Annotated in this window: 11 protein-coding genes; 5 read left to right on the forward strand and 6 right to left on the reverse strand. The window is 54.2% G+C overall.

The features are described 5' to 3' along the window. Positions 1-67: 67 nt before the first annotated feature. The 3 genes from rpoD to rpsU all read right to left on the reverse strand — a co-directional run bounded on the left by rpoD (position 68) and on the right by rpsU (position 4,727). Positions 68-1,909 (reverse strand): RNA polymerase sigma factor RpoD, encoded by a 1,842-nt coding sequence (rpoD, locus tag LJN55_RS03120; protein WP_133843882.1) that lies wholly within the window; start codon positions 1,907-1,909, stop codon positions 68-70. 312 nt (positions 1,910-2,221) lie between these two features. Further along, positions 2,222-3,967: a DNA primase gene (gene dnaG / locus LJN55_RS03125; protein ID WP_227535652.1), complete on the reverse strand. Its 1,746-nt coding sequence runs from the start codon at positions 3,965-3,967 to the stop codon at positions 2,222-2,224. Between the two features lie 544 nt (positions 3,968-4,511). Beyond that, positions 4,512-4,727: a 30S ribosomal protein S21 gene (rpsU, locus tag LJN55_RS03130; protein ID WP_001144069.1), complete on the reverse strand. Its 216-nt coding sequence runs from the start codon at positions 4,725-4,727 to the stop codon at positions 4,512-4,514. Positions 4,728-5,030: 303 nt separating this feature from the next. On the opposite strand from rpsU, the gene tsaD reads away from it, so the two are divergent. Beyond that, positions 5,031-6,044 (forward strand): tRNA (adenosine(37)-N6)-threonylcarbamoyltransferase complex transferase subunit TsaD, encoded by a 1,014-nt coding sequence (gene tsaD, locus LJN55_RS03135; RefSeq protein ID WP_133843878.1) that lies wholly within the window; start codon positions 5,031-5,033, stop codon positions 6,042-6,044. Positions 6,045-6,127: 83 nt separating this feature from the next. Here tsaD and plsY read toward each other — a convergent pair whose 3' ends face one another. Then, entirely contained in the window at positions 6,128-6,730 is a 603-nt protein-coding gene (gene plsY / locus LJN55_RS03140) for a glycerol-3-phosphate 1-O-acyltransferase PlsY (protein ID WP_159337350.1), read from the reverse strand. 107 nt (positions 6,731-6,837) lie between these two features. On the opposite strand from plsY, the gene folB reads away from it, so the two are divergent. Both folB and bacA read left to right on the forward strand, forming a co-directional pair. Continuing rightward, a complete protein-coding gene (gene folB, locus LJN55_RS03145; RefSeq protein ID WP_133843874.1) occupies positions 6,838-7,197 on the forward strand; it encodes a bifunctional dihydroneopterin aldolase/7,8-dihydroneopterin epimerase in 360 nt (119 codons plus the stop codon). A 143-nt stretch (positions 7,198-7,340) separates the two neighbouring features. Next, entirely contained in the window at positions 7,341-8,162 is an 822-nt protein-coding gene (gene bacA / locus LJN55_RS03150; protein WP_133843872.1) for an undecaprenyl-diphosphate phosphatase, read from the forward strand. A gap of 43 nt (positions 8,163-8,205) precedes the next feature. Here bacA and LJN55_RS03155 read toward each other — a convergent pair whose 3' ends face one another. Continuing rightward, a complete protein-coding gene (locus tag LJN55_RS03155; protein ID WP_159337351.1) occupies positions 8,206-9,426 on the reverse strand; it encodes a multifunctional CCA addition/repair protein in 1,221 nt (406 codons plus the stop codon). 140 nt (positions 9,427-9,566) lie between these two features. After that, entirely contained in the window at positions 9,567-10,187 is a 621-nt protein-coding gene (locus tag LJN55_RS03160; protein ID WP_133843867.1) for a TIGR04211 family SH3 domain-containing protein, read from the reverse strand. A gap of 255 nt (positions 10,188-10,442) precedes the next feature. Here LJN55_RS03160 and LJN55_RS03165 point away from each other — a divergent pair, with 255 nt between their 5' ends. Further along, positions 10,443-11,747 (forward strand): CYTH domain-containing protein, encoded by a 1,305-nt coding sequence (locus LJN55_RS03165; RefSeq protein ID WP_171148881.1) that lies wholly within the window; start codon positions 10,443-10,445, stop codon positions 11,745-11,747. Positions 11,748-11,833: 86 nt separating this feature from the next. Continuing rightward, positions 11,834-14,668, forward strand: coding sequence for a bifunctional [glutamate--ammonia ligase]-adenylyl-L-tyrosine phosphorylase/[glutamate--ammonia-ligase] adenylyltransferase (gene glnE / locus LJN55_RS03170; protein ID WP_227535655.1), 2,835 nt, complete (start codon positions 11,834-11,836; stop codon positions 14,666-14,668). The last annotated feature ends 75 nt before the right edge of the window (positions 14,669-14,743 follow it).

Raw genomic sequence — 14,743 nt, forward strand, 5'->3', positions numbered from 1 at the left:
AGCGGTCTGGATAACAGGTAAAAAAAATGGCCCCTCAGAGAGGAGCCATCTTTGAGCACCGCGTCGATTAATCGTCGAGGAAGCTGCGCAGTACTTCAGAACGGCTTGGATGACGCAGCTTACGCAGCGCTTTCGCTTCAATCTGACGGATACGTTCACGTGTCACGTCAAACTGTTTGCCCACTTCTTCCAGCGTGTGGTCGGTATTCATATCGATACCAAAACGCATACGCAGTACTTTCGCTTCACGCGCGGTCAGACCGGCCAGCACGTCATGGGTGGCAGAACGCAGGCTCTCTGAGGTGGCAGAGTCCAGCGGCAGCTCCAGCGTGGTATCTTCGATAAAATCACCCAGATGGGAATCTTCATCATCACCAATCGGCGTCTCCATGGAGATCGGCTCTTTAGCAATTTTCAGCACCTTACGGATTTTATCTTCTGGCATCAGCATACGTTCGGCCAGTTCTTCCGGCGTAGGTTCACGGCCCATCTCTTGCAGCATCTGGCGCGAAATACGGTTGAGTTTGTTAATGGTCTCAATCATATGCACCGGAATACGGATGGTACGTGCCTGGTCCGCGATAGAACGGGTGATCGCCTGACGGATCCACCAGGTGGCATAAGTCGAGAACTTATAACCACGACGGTATTCAAACTTATCTACCGCTTTCATCAGACCTATGTTGCCTTCCTGAATCAGATCCAGGAACTGCAGACCACGGTTGGTGTACTTCTTGGCGATAGAGATAACCAGACGCAAGTTCGCTTCAACCATCTCTTTCTTCGCACGGCGCGCTTTCGCTTCACCGATGGACATACGACGGTTGATGTCTTTAACCTGTTCAATCGTCAGGCCCGTTTCTGCTTCAATCTGTTGCAGTTTCGTCAGGCTGCGATGCACATCATCGGATACATCATTCAGTTTCTCTGACCACGGTTTGTTCATCGCCAGTGCGGCTTTGAACCAGGTTTCGCTGGTTTCATTGCCGGTGAACAGGGTGATGAAGTTCTTCTTCGGCATTTTACAGATTTCAACACACAGCTTCAGGATGAGGCGTTCCTGGGTACGAACGCGGTCCATCATGGTACGCATGCTGTTCACCAGGAAGTCGAATTGCTTCGGCACCAGGCGGAACTGTTTAAATACGTCAGACAGATTCTGAATTTCAGCGATAGCATCAGCGTGGCTGCGGCTTTTGGCCTTAATTACGGTACGGGTGGTTTCGTACTGTACGCGCAGATCGTTGAATTTCTCACGCGCCAGTTCCGGGTCGATGCTGTTGTCATCGTCGGCGCTGTCATCGTCAGACTCTTCATCTTCTTCTTCTTCCTCACGCTCTTCAGCGGAGAGTTCAGAACCCACGTGGGTAGCGGTTGGCGCGATTTCTGCTTCGGCATTCGGGTCGACAAAGCCGGTGATCAGATCGGACAAGCGTGCTTCGCCCGCTTCAACGCGGTCATACTGTTCAAGCAAATAAGTGATGGCTTCAGGGTATTCAGCAACGGAACACTGAACCTGGTTGATACCGTCTTCGATGCGTTTTGCTATGTCGATCTCGCCTTCACGCGTCAGCAGTTCAACCGTACCCATTTCACGCATGTACATGCGCACCGGGTCAGTGGTTCGTCCGATTTCAGATTCAACGCTGGAGAGCACTTGAGCAGCGGCTTCAGCAGCATCTTCGTCCGTATCGTTGTTGTTCTCATTCAGCATCAGATCATCGGCATCAGGCGCTTCTTCCACAACCTGGATGCCCATGTCGTTGATCATCTGGATGATGTCTTCGATCTGATCGGAGTCGACGATATCTTCCGGCAGATGGTCATTGACCTCGGCATAGGTCAGATAGCCTTGCTCCTTACCACGGGTGACAAGTAGCTTTAGCTGTGACTGCGGGTTTTGCTCCATAAGACGGTATCCACACTTCTGTTAAATTAGATTGGTGTCGGGTCGGCTAACGTGCCAACAATAACAGTGAGGGCGTTGAGATTATTGCCGCTGCCCGTCATGGCGGCTGTCAGGATCTACCTGACGGATATTCGGCACTTAAGCCGCTTTGATCTTTGTCGAGGCTATCTCACTTGCCATTTTGAACCCCGGCTGTGCTCGCAGTCCTCACGTACTTCAGTACGCTCCGGGTGCTGCGTGCAGACGGTGTCCAAACTGACTGCGCCGATAACGCCTCTAAATTCTGTGTAATAAGGTCAAAACCTTATTCATTTACTGTTTCTTCAGTGCCTGGCTCAGTGTCCAGAACTCGCGGCGCTCTTCTGCGTTGAGTACGTGCGTGCGGTCGCGGGCGATAAGTTCTTCCAGCCTGCGTTCCAGCGCGTCGTCGTACATACTCGCGAGTGCGTCCTTAAACATGGTGTCCACTTCATCATCTACGATCATGTGGTTCCAGGTTGCCAAGGTTTCAAGGCTCTGGCTAAATTTTGTTCCGCGATATAACTCTAGTAGCTGTCCGGTCGTCAGGCCAGGTTGCGCTACGCAAGTGCTCACTAACTCCACGAATAGCGGGAAACCTGGTATTTCTGACTGCTCAAGACCATCCAGTGAAGGCACCATGATTGCCAGCTGTGGATTCTGTATCAACAGCCCAATAAGTATACGCATGGTTGTGCGTTTTAGCTGGGGCTGGGGGACAGGCTTCGCATTATCCGCCTGCTTCGGCAGCAGTTTCTCCAACTGGCTGTCGTCAAGGATACCCAGTTTATTACCCAATTCCTGACGCAGGTAGATACGCAATGTTTCACCGGGCACCTGGCTAATCAGCGGCAGCGCCAGCGTACTCAACTGGGCGCGCCCATCAGGGGAACGTAAATCCACCTGCGGCATCAACGTATCAAACAGAAACGATGAGAGTGGCATAGCCTGCTCCATCCGTGTTTCAAATGCCTCTTTGCCCTCTTTACGCACCAGCGTATCCGGGTCTTCGCCGTCAGGCAGGAACATAAAGCGTAGCTGACGACCGTCATTCATGTAAGGTAAAGCCGTTTCCAGCGCACGCCATGCTGCTTCACGGCCTGCTCTGTCGCCGTCATAGCAGCAAATTACCGTGTCGGTTGACCGGAATAGTAGCTGAATATGCTCTGCGGTGGTCGATGTGCCGAGTGAGGCCACGGCATAATCAACGCCAAACTGTGCCAGCGCCACCACATCCATATAGCCTTCAACGACCAGTAATTTGGACGGCTCCGGATGGTTTTTTAGCGCTTCAAACAGGCCGTAAAGTTGGCGACCTTTGTGGAAAATATCGGTTTCCGGTGAGTTGAGGTATTTCGGCATGCCGTCGCCTAATACGCGACCGCCGAAACCAATGACTCGCCCACGTTTATCGTGGATTGGAAACATCACCCGCTCACGGAAGCGATCGTAGCTGCGGCCCTGGTCATTGGTGACCAGCATGCCAGCATCGATCAACGACTGTTTATCGTCAGGATTACGGCCAAAACGTTTTAACGCGTTATCCCAGCCTGCCGGGGCGAAACCGATGGAAAAGTGCTTAATGACATCATCGCTCAGGCCGCGCTGTGCCAGATAGTCACGTGCGCCTGCCGATGCATTTTGTGTCAGTGACTGTCGATAGAAGTCGCTCAGACCGGTCATTAACTGATAAAGACTTTGACGCTGATGACGCTCAAGCTGGGTGGGACCACTGCCGCTTTCATACGGTACTTCCAGTCCATATAAGGTCGCCAGTTCTTCAATGCTTTCAACGAATTCCAGACGATCATAGTTCATCAGGAAGTCGACAGCGTTGCCATGCGCACCACAGCCGAAACAGTGATAAAACTGCTTTTCGCCGTTAACGGTGAAAGAGGGCGTTTTCTCATTATGAAAAGGACAGCATGCGTGGTAATTCTTGCCCTGCTTTTTCAGCTTCACCCGGGCATCGATGAGATCCACGATATCCGTGCGAGCGAGCAAGTCATTGATAAATACACGCGGTATGCGTCCAGCCATAAATCCCCTTCATCTTTCCGTTTCTGGCGGTGTTGGCTGCCATCGTTCACCCCGGTCACTTACTGATGTAAGCTCCCGGAGATTCACTCCGTTGCCGCCTTGCCAGGAAACAGAAAGCTATTGGGGATTACCCTTCATCTTTCCGCTTCTGGCGGTGTTGGCTGCCATCGTTCACCCCGGTCACTTACTGATGTAAGCTCCCGAAGATTCACTCCGTTGCCGCCTTGCCAGGAAACAGAAAGCTATTGGGGATTACCCTTCATCTTTCCGCTTCTGGCGGTGTTGGCCAAACGACTCAATCCATCCCTGAATCTTGCCCATTTGGCCGTTTGCCAGAAACAGTCAATAGCAGAAATAAATACTTCCGCGTCTTTAGGTGTCTGGCTGTATTGGCGTTTAGGAATCAAAACAGAGCGTTACCGGGGTAACTCTGGCGCTTTCTATTTATGGTTCATAAACGACAACAAGCCGCGCATTCCTTCCGGAAGCACGGCCTGATAACTACTAACTAGTCTGTGAAGCATGAGGGCGAACCCTCAGGATATTAGTACAGACGAGTGCGGCGTGCGTTTTCGCGAGCCAGTTTCTTCGCGTGGCGTTTTACTGCAGACGCTTTAGCGCGCTTACGTTCGGTAGTAGGTTTTTCATAAAACTCACGACGACGAACTTCAGCCAGAACGCCTGCTTTCTCACAAGAACGCTTGAAGCGACGCAGTGCAACGTCGAATGGCTCGTTTTCACGTACTTTAATTACCGGCATGTAACTCTCACCTCGATAAATTCGGTTTTGCTGCTGACATCGGTGCCAGCTCATTTCAAAATGGTGCGGAATTTTACTCCAACACAGGCTTAGTTGTAAAGCACCATAGCATTAAGTAACCAACAGATAGGCCTGTGCGGCTGCCGGTTTTTTTCAGGGGACTGATTATACACGAAACCCACCTCCCTGGTGGGAAAAAAAACACCTTATCGTACAAGGTGTAACCGACTAACCGGGAAATTTGCCGCCCGCAAAAGCGCCTTCATGCTACACTGCGCGCCGCAAGAATGAGGTGAAAAATCCATGCGTGTTCTCGGAATTGAAACATCCTGCGATGAAACCGGCATTGCCATTTATGACGATGCGGCCGGTTTGCTCGCCAATCAACTTTACAGCCAGGTCAAACTCCACGCCGACTACGGTGGCGTGGTACCGGAACTGGCTTCGCGCGATCACGTGCGTAAAACCGTGCCGCTGATACAGGCCGCGCTGAAGGAAGCCGGGCTTCAGGCGCAGGATATCGATGCGGTGGCGTACACCGCAGGTCCTGGGCTGGTAGGGGCACTGCTGGTCGGCGCGACCATTGGCCGCTCGCTGGCGTTTGCATGGGATGTCCCGGCGATTGCCGTGCACCACATGGAAGGGCATCTGCTGGCACCGATGCTGGAAGATAATCCACCGGACTTCCCGTTTGTGGCGCTGCTGGTCTCTGGCGGCCATACGCAGTTGATTAGCGTCACCGGCATTGGTGAATATACCCTGCTGGGTGAATCAGTGGATGATGCTGCCGGTGAAGCCTTCGATAAAACCGCTAAACTGCTGGGGCTGGACTATCCTGGCGGGCCGATGCTGTCAAAAATGGCGCAACAGGGTGTGGAAAAGCGTTTTGTCTTCCCGCGTCCAATGACCGATCGCCCAGGGCTGGATTTTAGTTTTTCCGGCCTGAAGACCTTCGCGGCGAATACCATTCGCGACAATGACGACAGTGAGCAGACCCGCGCTGACATAGCACGTGCTTTTGAGGATGCCGTGGTCGATACGCTGGCGATAAAATGCCGCCGGGCGCTCGATCAAAGTGGATTCAAGCGGCTGGTGATTGCCGGGGGCGTCAGCGCGAACCGCACGCTGCGCAGTAAGCTGGCGGAGATGATGGAGAAGCGGGGCGGTGAGGTGTTCTACGCTCGTCCGGAATTCTGTACCGACAACGGCGCGATGATCGCTTATGCCGGGATGGTGCGGATGAAAGGTGACAAACACGCCGATCTCAGTGTCACCGTGCGTCCGCGCTGGCCGCTGGCGGAACTGCCTGCATTATGATTGGGGTCAGGCGCGCCTGACCCCAGGATAAATGTTCTCATCAGGTTCAGGCATGCCTGAACCCGACATCAATGCACGATGCCCTACGGTTTCTTCTTTTTCTTTTTCCAAATCTTATTTTCCTGCCCGCGCCACAGGCGCTGAATATTGTCGTGATGACGTAACAGGATCAGGCAGGAAAGCATGGCGACGGGAAAAGTAAACTGCGGTTTAAACCACCAGACGTAGAACGGGGCAATCAGTGCGCTGATAATCGCACCCAGCGAAGAGTATCCGCTTAACAGCACGGTCAGCAGCCAGGTTCCCGTCATTAAACCCGTGAGATCCCAGCCGATTGGGGCGATAGCACCAAATGCGGTGGCCACGCCTTTGCCGCCTTTGAAATGAAAGAAGACCGGGTAAATATGGCCGAGGCAGGCCGCAATCGCGGTCAGACCAAGATAAAGCGGCGTCACGCCCAGGTGATAAGCCAGCCATACCGGCAGCATCCCTTTGCATACATCAAACACCAGCACCGTAGCGGCGGCACCTTTACCACCGAGGCGCAGCACGTTAGTGGCACCTGGGTTGCCCGAGCCATTGTGGCGCGGGTCCGGCAATCTGAACAGTCGACAGACCAAAATCGCGCTGGAGATGGAGCCACACAGATACGCGAAAATGATCATGCCAAGCGCGAATACACTCATAACACCGTTCCGTCTTGTGGGGGTCGTTTTAAAGTCAGCATCCGTGGATAATACGCATAAACCGCCGGGGATGGTATCCGGCAACCACAAAAACAGAGAGCCGTATCATGGATATCGTATTTATTGATCAACTGTCCGTTATCACCACCATTGGCGTTTACGACTGGGAACAAACGATTCAGCAGAAGCTGGTGTTCGATGTCGAAATGGCATGGGACAACCGTAAAGCGGCTGCCAGTGATGATGTTAACGATTGTCTGAGCTATGCCGATGTATCTGAAGCGATTATTAACCACGTCAGCCAGGGTAAATTTGCGTTGGTAGAGCGTGTAGCAGAAGAGATTGCATCACTGCTGCTGGCTCGATTCGCCTCGCCGTGGGTCAAAATCAAAGTCAGTAAACCGGGTGCTGTCGCTCAGGCGCGCCAGGTGGGCGTGGTCATCGAACGCGGGACTAATCCTAAATAAATCCGTTTTCATTGCCATCACGATGAAACCAAACCACATTATGCTCTGTCTTAAGGTTGCCCTAATGCAGTTGGGGCACATTGGGCGGAAGCGTAAAGCGACCGCCATTTTTCATGGTTTAACCAGGGTTAGGGGTAGATTTGATGGCAGATATTCATCAGCTATGGGTGGCAGCAATACTTGGGATTGTAGAGGGGCTGACGGAGTTTCTCCCCGTATCTTCTACCGGGCATATGATCATTGTCGGTCATTTACTGGGGTTTGAAGGCGAAAAAGCGGAGACCTTTGAAGTTGTGATCCAGCTCGGCTCGATTCTGGCCGTCGTAGTGATGTTCTGGCGTCGTTTGTTCGGCCTGATTGGCATTCACTTTGGTGAAGTCAAACATGAGGGCACAGGCCAGGGTAAGCTGACTCTGATTCATATCCTGCTGGGTATGGTGCCCGCCGTGGTGATTGGGCTATTACTGCATGATAAAATCAAAACGCTGTTTAACCCGGTCAACGTGATGTATGCGTTGGTGGTGGGTGGCGTGCTGTTGATTGCGGCTGAATTGCTGAAGCCAAAACAGCCGAAAGCGGTGGGTGTGGATGACATTACTTATCGTCAGGCGTTTATTATTGGCTGCTTCCAGTGTCTGGCGCTGTGGCCGGGCTTTTCACGTTCCGGAGCCACCATTTCGGGCGGGATGCTGATGGGCGTAAGCCGTTATGCTGCGTCTGAGTTCTCGTTTCTCCTCGCCGTGCCGATGATGATTGGCGCGACCGGTCTGGATCTCTACAAGAGCATGGGCTTCCTGACGATGGCTGACTTCCCGATGTTTGCCGTCGGTTTTGTCACCGCGTTTATCGTGGCGTTGATCGCGATTAAGAGCTTCCTGCACATCATCAAACGTATTTCGTTTATCCCGTTCGCTATCTATCGCTTTATCGTGGCAGCCGCGGTTTACGCGGTATTTGTCCTGTAACGTGCATTGGGTCAGGCTTGCCTGACCCTTACGTTTGGCAATATTAAGCGGTTTTCCAGTTTTCCAGTGCCGCTATCCGGCGGCGCGTCAGTTCTTCCCGCACCTCCGCGCCTTTGAAACCGGCCGCGACAACGTCTTTTGTCGACACGCTCAACGCGACCTTCCACGCCTCACGCAGATAATCTCCCTGCGGGTACGGATTATTTTCGAATCCGGTGCGCCCACGGGCATCGGCTTCGCTGGTCAGTGCGATTTGCTCCACGCGATGGGGTTTGCGCCAGGCATCCAGTCGGTCAAACAACGCCACCAGCGTGGTTGCTGACTGGTTCTGGACGGTATGCACCAGGTCGTGAAATTCGGTCACCAGCAGTGCCAGATCGCGCAGGGCATTCGGAATACGTAAGCGTTCACACAGGGCCGCGACCAGCGGTACGCCTGCCGGACCATGTCCGTGATGGCTTGGCCACTTTTCTGGCGGCGTCAGGGCTTTGCCCACATCGTGGAATAACGTGGCGAAACGGATATCAACCTCCGGGCTGAGCTGGGCTGCCATCGCCAGCGTCATCAGCGTATGCACGCCGGTGTCGATCTCGGGGTGCCATTTTGCCGGGGCGGGAACGCCGTACAGGTTGTCCAGCTCCGGAAACAGCACCGCCAGTGCCCCGCAGTCACGCAGTACCTGGAAAAAGACCTGCGGGTTGCGTGTTTGTAAGGCCGCTTCAGTCTCTTTCCAGACGCGCTCTGGCGTGAGGTGAGAGAGTTCGCCGCTCTCTGCCATCGATTGCATCAGGGCGAGGGTTTCACTGGCAATGTGGAAGTTAAGATGGGCGTAACGGGCGGCAAAACGCGCTACGCGTAGCACACGCAGTGGATCTTCATTGAAGGCTTCAGAGACGTGGCGAAGCAAACGGTTTTCAAGATCGTCACGCCCGCCGTAGGGATCATAGTAGTGGCCGTCGGCGTCCTGCGCGATGGCATTGATGGTCAGATCGCGCCGTGCCAGATCCTGCTCAAGTGTGACATCCGGCGCGGAATAGCAGACAAACCCGGTATAACCGCTGCCGGATTTACGTTCGGTGCGGGCCAGCGCATACTCTTCATGGCTTGAAGGGTGCAAAAACACCGGGAAGTCGCGGCCTACCTGCTCAAAGCCCAGCTCCAGCATCTGCTGAGGAGAGGCACCTACCACCACCCAGTCTTTGTCTTTCACCGGCAAATTCAACAGTCCATCGCGCACGGCGCCGCCGACAAGGTATGTTTTCACTGCGGGTCTCCACAAGGCTGATAATCAGAATTTACTGAGTATTAATCGTCAGACTATAACATCCATGTTGCGTAAATGATAAATCGCAGACATGGCAAAAAGGGCATCCGCAGATACCCTTAACGCAAACAAGTGCAGGATTAGTTCATCCAGCGATCGCTTTTTTTCCGGCGTGGGATCATATGAGGAAGTAGCAGGCCCAGCACCAGGCCAACGCCCGCGACACCGCCACCATACATAAACCACTGCATAATGATGGTGCGCTGCTTGTCATCCAGTTGCACATTGGCCGCATCGACTTTTTTCTTCGCGACCACCAACTGGTTTTTTAACTGCTGATTCTCTTCTTTCAGGCTGTTGATCGCGTCATCGCTGCCAGCGACCTTTTTTTGCATATCGGCGGTGCGGTTATTCCAGCTACTGTCGATGTTCGCCAGTTTAGCGGTGAGCATTTTCACCTGTTCTTCCAACTGCGGGACGCGGGTACGCAGGCTGGGCTGTTGGCTAAGCTGGGCCAGCGGGATCCAGGTGGTACGGCCCTGGCTGTCACGGATTTGGCCATAGTTGCTGCTATCATTCGACTGCAGCAGGGCAACTTCTTCGCCTGCGTTTAACGTGCCGATCAGACGGTAATCATTGCCGGGGCCACTGCGAACCCAGGTGGACAGCTCGTCGGAGATGTAGCGTTTTTCTTCGGCATGAACGGTTGCCGCAGCACTCAACGTGAGCAATGTCAGGCCGATGAGGTGAGTTATTTTCATTCGAACTCTTTCTAAATAAGGGCTGTAAAAAGGTAATCGCACAGTCTGGAGCGGCCTCACAGAAAGCTGAATGAGAACTATCCTGGTCTCAAACAGCCTGAGAGGTTGTGCGCGAAAACGTAATAAACCAGAGACAGTGCTGTCTCTTGTGCATTACTCTTCATAGGCAAAAGGAACGATCGCCCGCCTGGCAATGCGAGCATAATCAGACACCTTAACCGTTTACTCTGCCGTTAACGACGTAAATAAGACATTATGACCATCGAAATCGAATTAAAGTTCATTGCCGCACCAGAAGCGGCTGCAAAAATCGCCAGCAAACTCACCGCCTGGCCTCATCAGTACACTGCCGGTCAGACGTTGACGAATATCTACTTCGAAACCCCTGACAACCAGCTGCGCCGTTGGGATATGGGGCTGCGTATTCGCGGCTTCGGTGACCGCTATGAAATGACGCTGAAAACCGCCGGTCAGACGATTGGTGGGCTGCACCAGCGCCCGGAATATAATGTGGCACTGGCTAAGCCCGAGCTGGATATTCAGCAGCTGCCTGCCGATGTCTGGCCTGCAGGAACCGATATCACAGCCTTACAACCGCAGCTCAAGGCGCTGTTTAGCACGCATTTTGTGCGTGAAAAGTGGGTGGTTACTTACCTACAAAGCGAGATAGAGGTGGCCTATGACTGCGGTGAGATCACGGCAGATGACCGCTGTGAACCCTTGATGGAAGTCGAGCTGGAGCTGAAAAGCGGTCAGCGCGATGACCTGCTGGCCTTTGCCGCTGAACTGGCAACGATTGACGGTCTGCGTCTGGGGAGCCTGAGTAAAGCGGCGCGTGGTTATGCGCTGGCTCAGGGCGACCTGCCGCGTGCGCTGCGTCCGGTTCCCCTGCTAAAAGTGAAGCCAAAAGCGACCGTGGAAGAGGGAATGCGTGCATCATTTCTGTTGGCATTAAGCCAGTGGCAATATCACGAGGAGCTGTGGCTGCGCGGCAGTTCGGGTGCGTTGCATGAAGTGAAAGATGCGCTTGAAGTGCTGCGTCAGACGTTTTCTCTGTACGGTGCGCTGGTGCCACGCAAAGCCAGCAGCGAACTGCGTCAGAAGCTGACGTTGCTGGAAGAGGCGTTGCAGGATGATCAGCCTGACGCGCAAAAATGTTGCTTCAGTCCCCTCTGGCTGGAAACTCAGTTAGCGCTTACTCACTGGATTGCCACTGAGCGCTGGCGCCAGTTCGTCGATCAAAAGTCGGATGCCAAACTACAAGGTTCGTTCAAACGCTTCAGCGACATCATGCTGGGCCGCATTGCAGCCGATCTGAAAGAGACATTCGACCACCTGAATCATTCGGGTGAATATCAGGACAAACTGACGCGTTTGCATCGCCAGATTCTGGCGGTTCATCTGCTGGCGGGCGCCTATGATGCCACCATCGTCAATGCCTGGTTACAAAGCTGGAAGCAGCTGCGTGAAGCGATTGTGGGGCAGCAGGATGTCTGGCTGGATGCCCATCGTCAGCAGGCGCTGAAACAGTCGGCGTTCTGGAAAAACGGCAGTCTGTAACCCGTTTCGGGGTCTTTCAATGCAATCCCCCTCATAATGCGAGCTGCAGCTCGAAGTATGAGGGGGATATAGGGAGTGTTTATTGTATGGTGCCATCACCAGGTCAACCTCTGCCGCTGCTCATGCAGCAACAGTGTGCATGGCTAAGCCCGCTGTTTAGCGAGGCTTCTGCGCAGCAGCAGGCAGTATTGGTATTTAGCGATTTTATCAGCGATAACCTGGCAAAATACCCTGAAGGGTGGCAGCAGCTTCAGCACTCCCCGCCGCACCCGGATGAATGGCATCATTATGCTGACTGGCTGCAAGCAAAGCTGGAGACGGTGCATGATGAGAATGCGCTGATGCGCGAACTCCGCCTGTTCCGTCGTCATATGCTGACGCGCATTGCCTGGATGCAGACGCTGGCCACCAGTGATACACAACAATCTTTACGTCAACTGAGCGAACTGGCGGAAGCCCTGATTGTGGCTGCCCGCGACTGGTTATGGCACGCCTGCTGCCGTGATTTTGGCACCCCAATGAACGCTGCCGGAGAACCCCAGCCGCTGTTGATCCTCGGCATGGGGAAACTGGGCGGCGGTGAACTGAATTTCTCCTCTGATATCGATCTGATTTTCACCTGGCCGGAAAACGGCACCACGCAGGGGGGCCGCCGTGAACTGGACAATGCTCAGTTCTTTACCCGGCTGGGTCAGCGGCTGATCAAGGTGCTGGATCAGCCCACGGCCGATGGTTTTGTTTATCGCGTTGATATGCGTCTGCGCCCGTTTGGCGACAGCGGGCCATTAGTGCTGAGTTTTGCGGCGCTGGAAGATTATTACCAGGAGCAGGGACGCGACTGGGAACGCTATGCAATGGTTAAAGCGCGCCTGATGGGCGGTGGGAATGACCGCTGGAGTGAGGAACTGCGCCAGATGCTGCGGCCGTTTGTGTTTCGCCGCTACATCGACTTCAGTGTGATCCAGTCACTGCGTAATATGAAAAGCATGATCGCCCGCGAAGTCCGGCGACGCGGGCTGACGGATAACATTAAGCTCGGTGCGGGCGGTATTCGCGAAACGGAATTTATCGTACAGGTGTTCCAGCTGATCCGTGGCGGGCGTGAGCGTTCACTTCAGCTACGTTCCCTGTTGCCAACGCTGGACGCGATTGGTCAGTTGAATCTGTTACCGGCAGAGCAGGTGGAGCAGTTACAGGAGGCCTATCTGTTCCTGCGGCGGCTGGAAAACCTGCTGCAAAGTATCAACGATGAACAGACACAGACGCTACCGGGCAGCGAGCTGGATCGCGCGCGTCTCGCCTGGGCGATGGGGTTTGCCGACTGGGCTGCATTACACCTTGAGCTGGATCGCCATATGCTGGCGGTACGGACCATTTTTAACGATCTGATTGGTGACGATGCGCCTGAAAACGGTGAGAACCGTGAAGCGGGTGAATATGGCGTATTGTGGCAGGACCAGCTGGAAGAGGCGGAGCTGGAACCGCTGGTCCCCCATCTCGACAGCGATGCACGCCAGCAATTGCTACGCACGATTACCGATTTCCGCCAGGACGTCGATAAACGGACGATTGGTCCGCGTGGCCGTCAGGCGCTGGATCAGCTGATGCCGCGACTGTTGAGTGAGGTTGTGCCACGTGATGATGCCCCGGTCACGCTGAGCCGCCTTACGCCATTGCTGCTGGGCGTGGTGACGCGTAGCACCTATCTGGAGCTGCTCACTGAATTCCATGGTGCGCTGAAGCACTTAATTCGCTTGTGTGCTGCTTCCCCGATGGTTGCCAGCCAGCTGGCCCGGCATCCGCTATTGCTGGATGAACTGCTCGACCCTGCCACGTTGTATCAGCCCACGGCAACAGATGCCTATCGTGATGAACTGCGACAATATCTGCTGCGTATCCCGGAAGAAGATGAAGAGCAGCAGCTGGAAGCGCTGCGTCAGTTTAAACAAGCACAGCATCTGCGTATTGCTGCCGCGGATATTGCCAAAACCTTGCCGGTGATGAAAGTGAGCGATCATCTGACCTGGCTGGCGGAAGCGATGATTGAGACCGTGGTTCAGCAGGCGTGGAACATGATGGTACAGCGTTACGGCCGGCCTTCCCATCTGACCACCGACAGCGAGCGCGGCTTTGCGGTTGTGGGCTACGGCAAACTGGGGGGCTGGGAGTTGGGTTACAGTTCTGACCTCGATCTGGTGTTCCTGCATGACTGTCCGTCAGAAGCGGTGACACTGGGTGAGCGTAGTATTGACGGAAGGCAGTTTTATCTGCGCCTGGCACAACGTGTGATGCATCTGTTTAGCACCCGTACTTCCTCCGGTATTCTCTACGAAGTGGATGCCCGCCTGCGCCCGTCAGGGGCGGCGGGGATGCTGGTCAGCACCTTCGATGCCTTTGATGACTATCAGCGCAATGAAGCCTGGACCTGGGAGCATCAGGCGTTGGTGCGCGCGCGCATCGTGTTTGGTGACGCCGCCCTGAGCCAGCGTTTCGACCAGATCCGCCGTGGCATTCTCTCGATACCCCGAGAGGCCGACGCGCTGAAAACAGAAGTGCGCGAAATGCGTGAGAAAATGCGCGCCCATCTGGGTCACAAGCACAAAGGGCGTTGGGATATCAAAGCCGATGAAGGCGGGATTACCGATATTGAATTTATTACGCAATACCTGGTGCTGCGTTATGCCGCCCAGGAGCCCATGCTGACCCGCTGGTCCGATAACGTGCGCATTCTGGCGTTGCTGGCGAACAGCGGCAAAATGGAGCAGGAAGAGGCGGAAGCACTGACGCATGCTTATGTCACGCTGCGCGATGCCTTGCACCATCTGGCGTTGCAGGAGCTGCCTGGCCTGGTAGAGGATACGGCCTGGTCAGGTGAAAGATCGGTGGTCAATGCCAGTTGGCAGGCATGGTTGGGCGCCTGATTTCACGTGCAGATGCGATGATTTGCCATTAAGACAATTGTGATATCATCGCGCGCACTCATTTTTACTGCAGTC

The organism is Erwinia rhapontici, assembly GCF_020683125.1.
GTDB classification, from domain to species: Bacteria; Pseudomonadota; Gammaproteobacteria; order Enterobacterales; family Enterobacteriaceae; genus Erwinia; species Erwinia rhapontici.

What these genes read in the sequence shown, in the direction of transcription:
- rpoD (WP_133843882.1), bottom strand. Translation starts at nt 1,909, where the DNA reads ATGGAGCAAAACCCGCAGTCACAGCTAAAGCTACTTGTCACCCGTGGT.
- dnaG (WP_227535652.1), bottom strand. Translation starts at nt 3,967, where the DNA reads ATGGCTGGACGCATACCGCGTGTATTTATCAATGACTTGCTCGCTCGC.
- rpsU (WP_001144069.1), bottom strand. Translation starts at nt 4,727, where the DNA reads ATGCCGGTAATTAAAGTACGTGAAAACGAGCCATTCGACGTTGCACTG.
- tsaD (WP_133843878.1), top strand. Translation starts at nt 5,031, where the DNA reads ATGCGTGTTCTCGGAATTGAAACATCCTGCGATGAAACCGGCATTGCC.
- plsY (WP_159337350.1), bottom strand. Translation starts at nt 6,730, where the DNA reads ATGAGTGTATTCGCGCTTGGCATGATCATTTTCGCGTATCTGTGTGGC.
- folB (WP_133843874.1), top strand. Translation starts at nt 6,838, where the DNA reads ATGGATATCGTATTTATTGATCAACTGTCCGTTATCACCACCATTGGC.
- bacA (WP_133843872.1), top strand. Translation starts at nt 7,341, where the DNA reads ATGGCAGATATTCATCAGCTATGGGTGGCAGCAATACTTGGGATTGTA.
- LJN55_RS03160 (WP_133843867.1), bottom strand. Translation starts at nt 10,187, where the DNA reads ATGAAAATAACTCACCTCATCGGCCTGACATTGCTCACGTTGAGTGCT.
- LJN55_RS03165 (WP_171148881.1), top strand. Translation starts at nt 10,443, where the DNA reads ATGACCATCGAAATCGAATTAAAGTTCATTGCCGCACCAGAAGCGGCT.
- glnE (WP_227535655.1), top strand. Translation starts at nt 11,834, where the DNA reads ATGGTGCCATCACCAGGTCAACCTCTGCCGCTGCTCATGCAGCAACAG.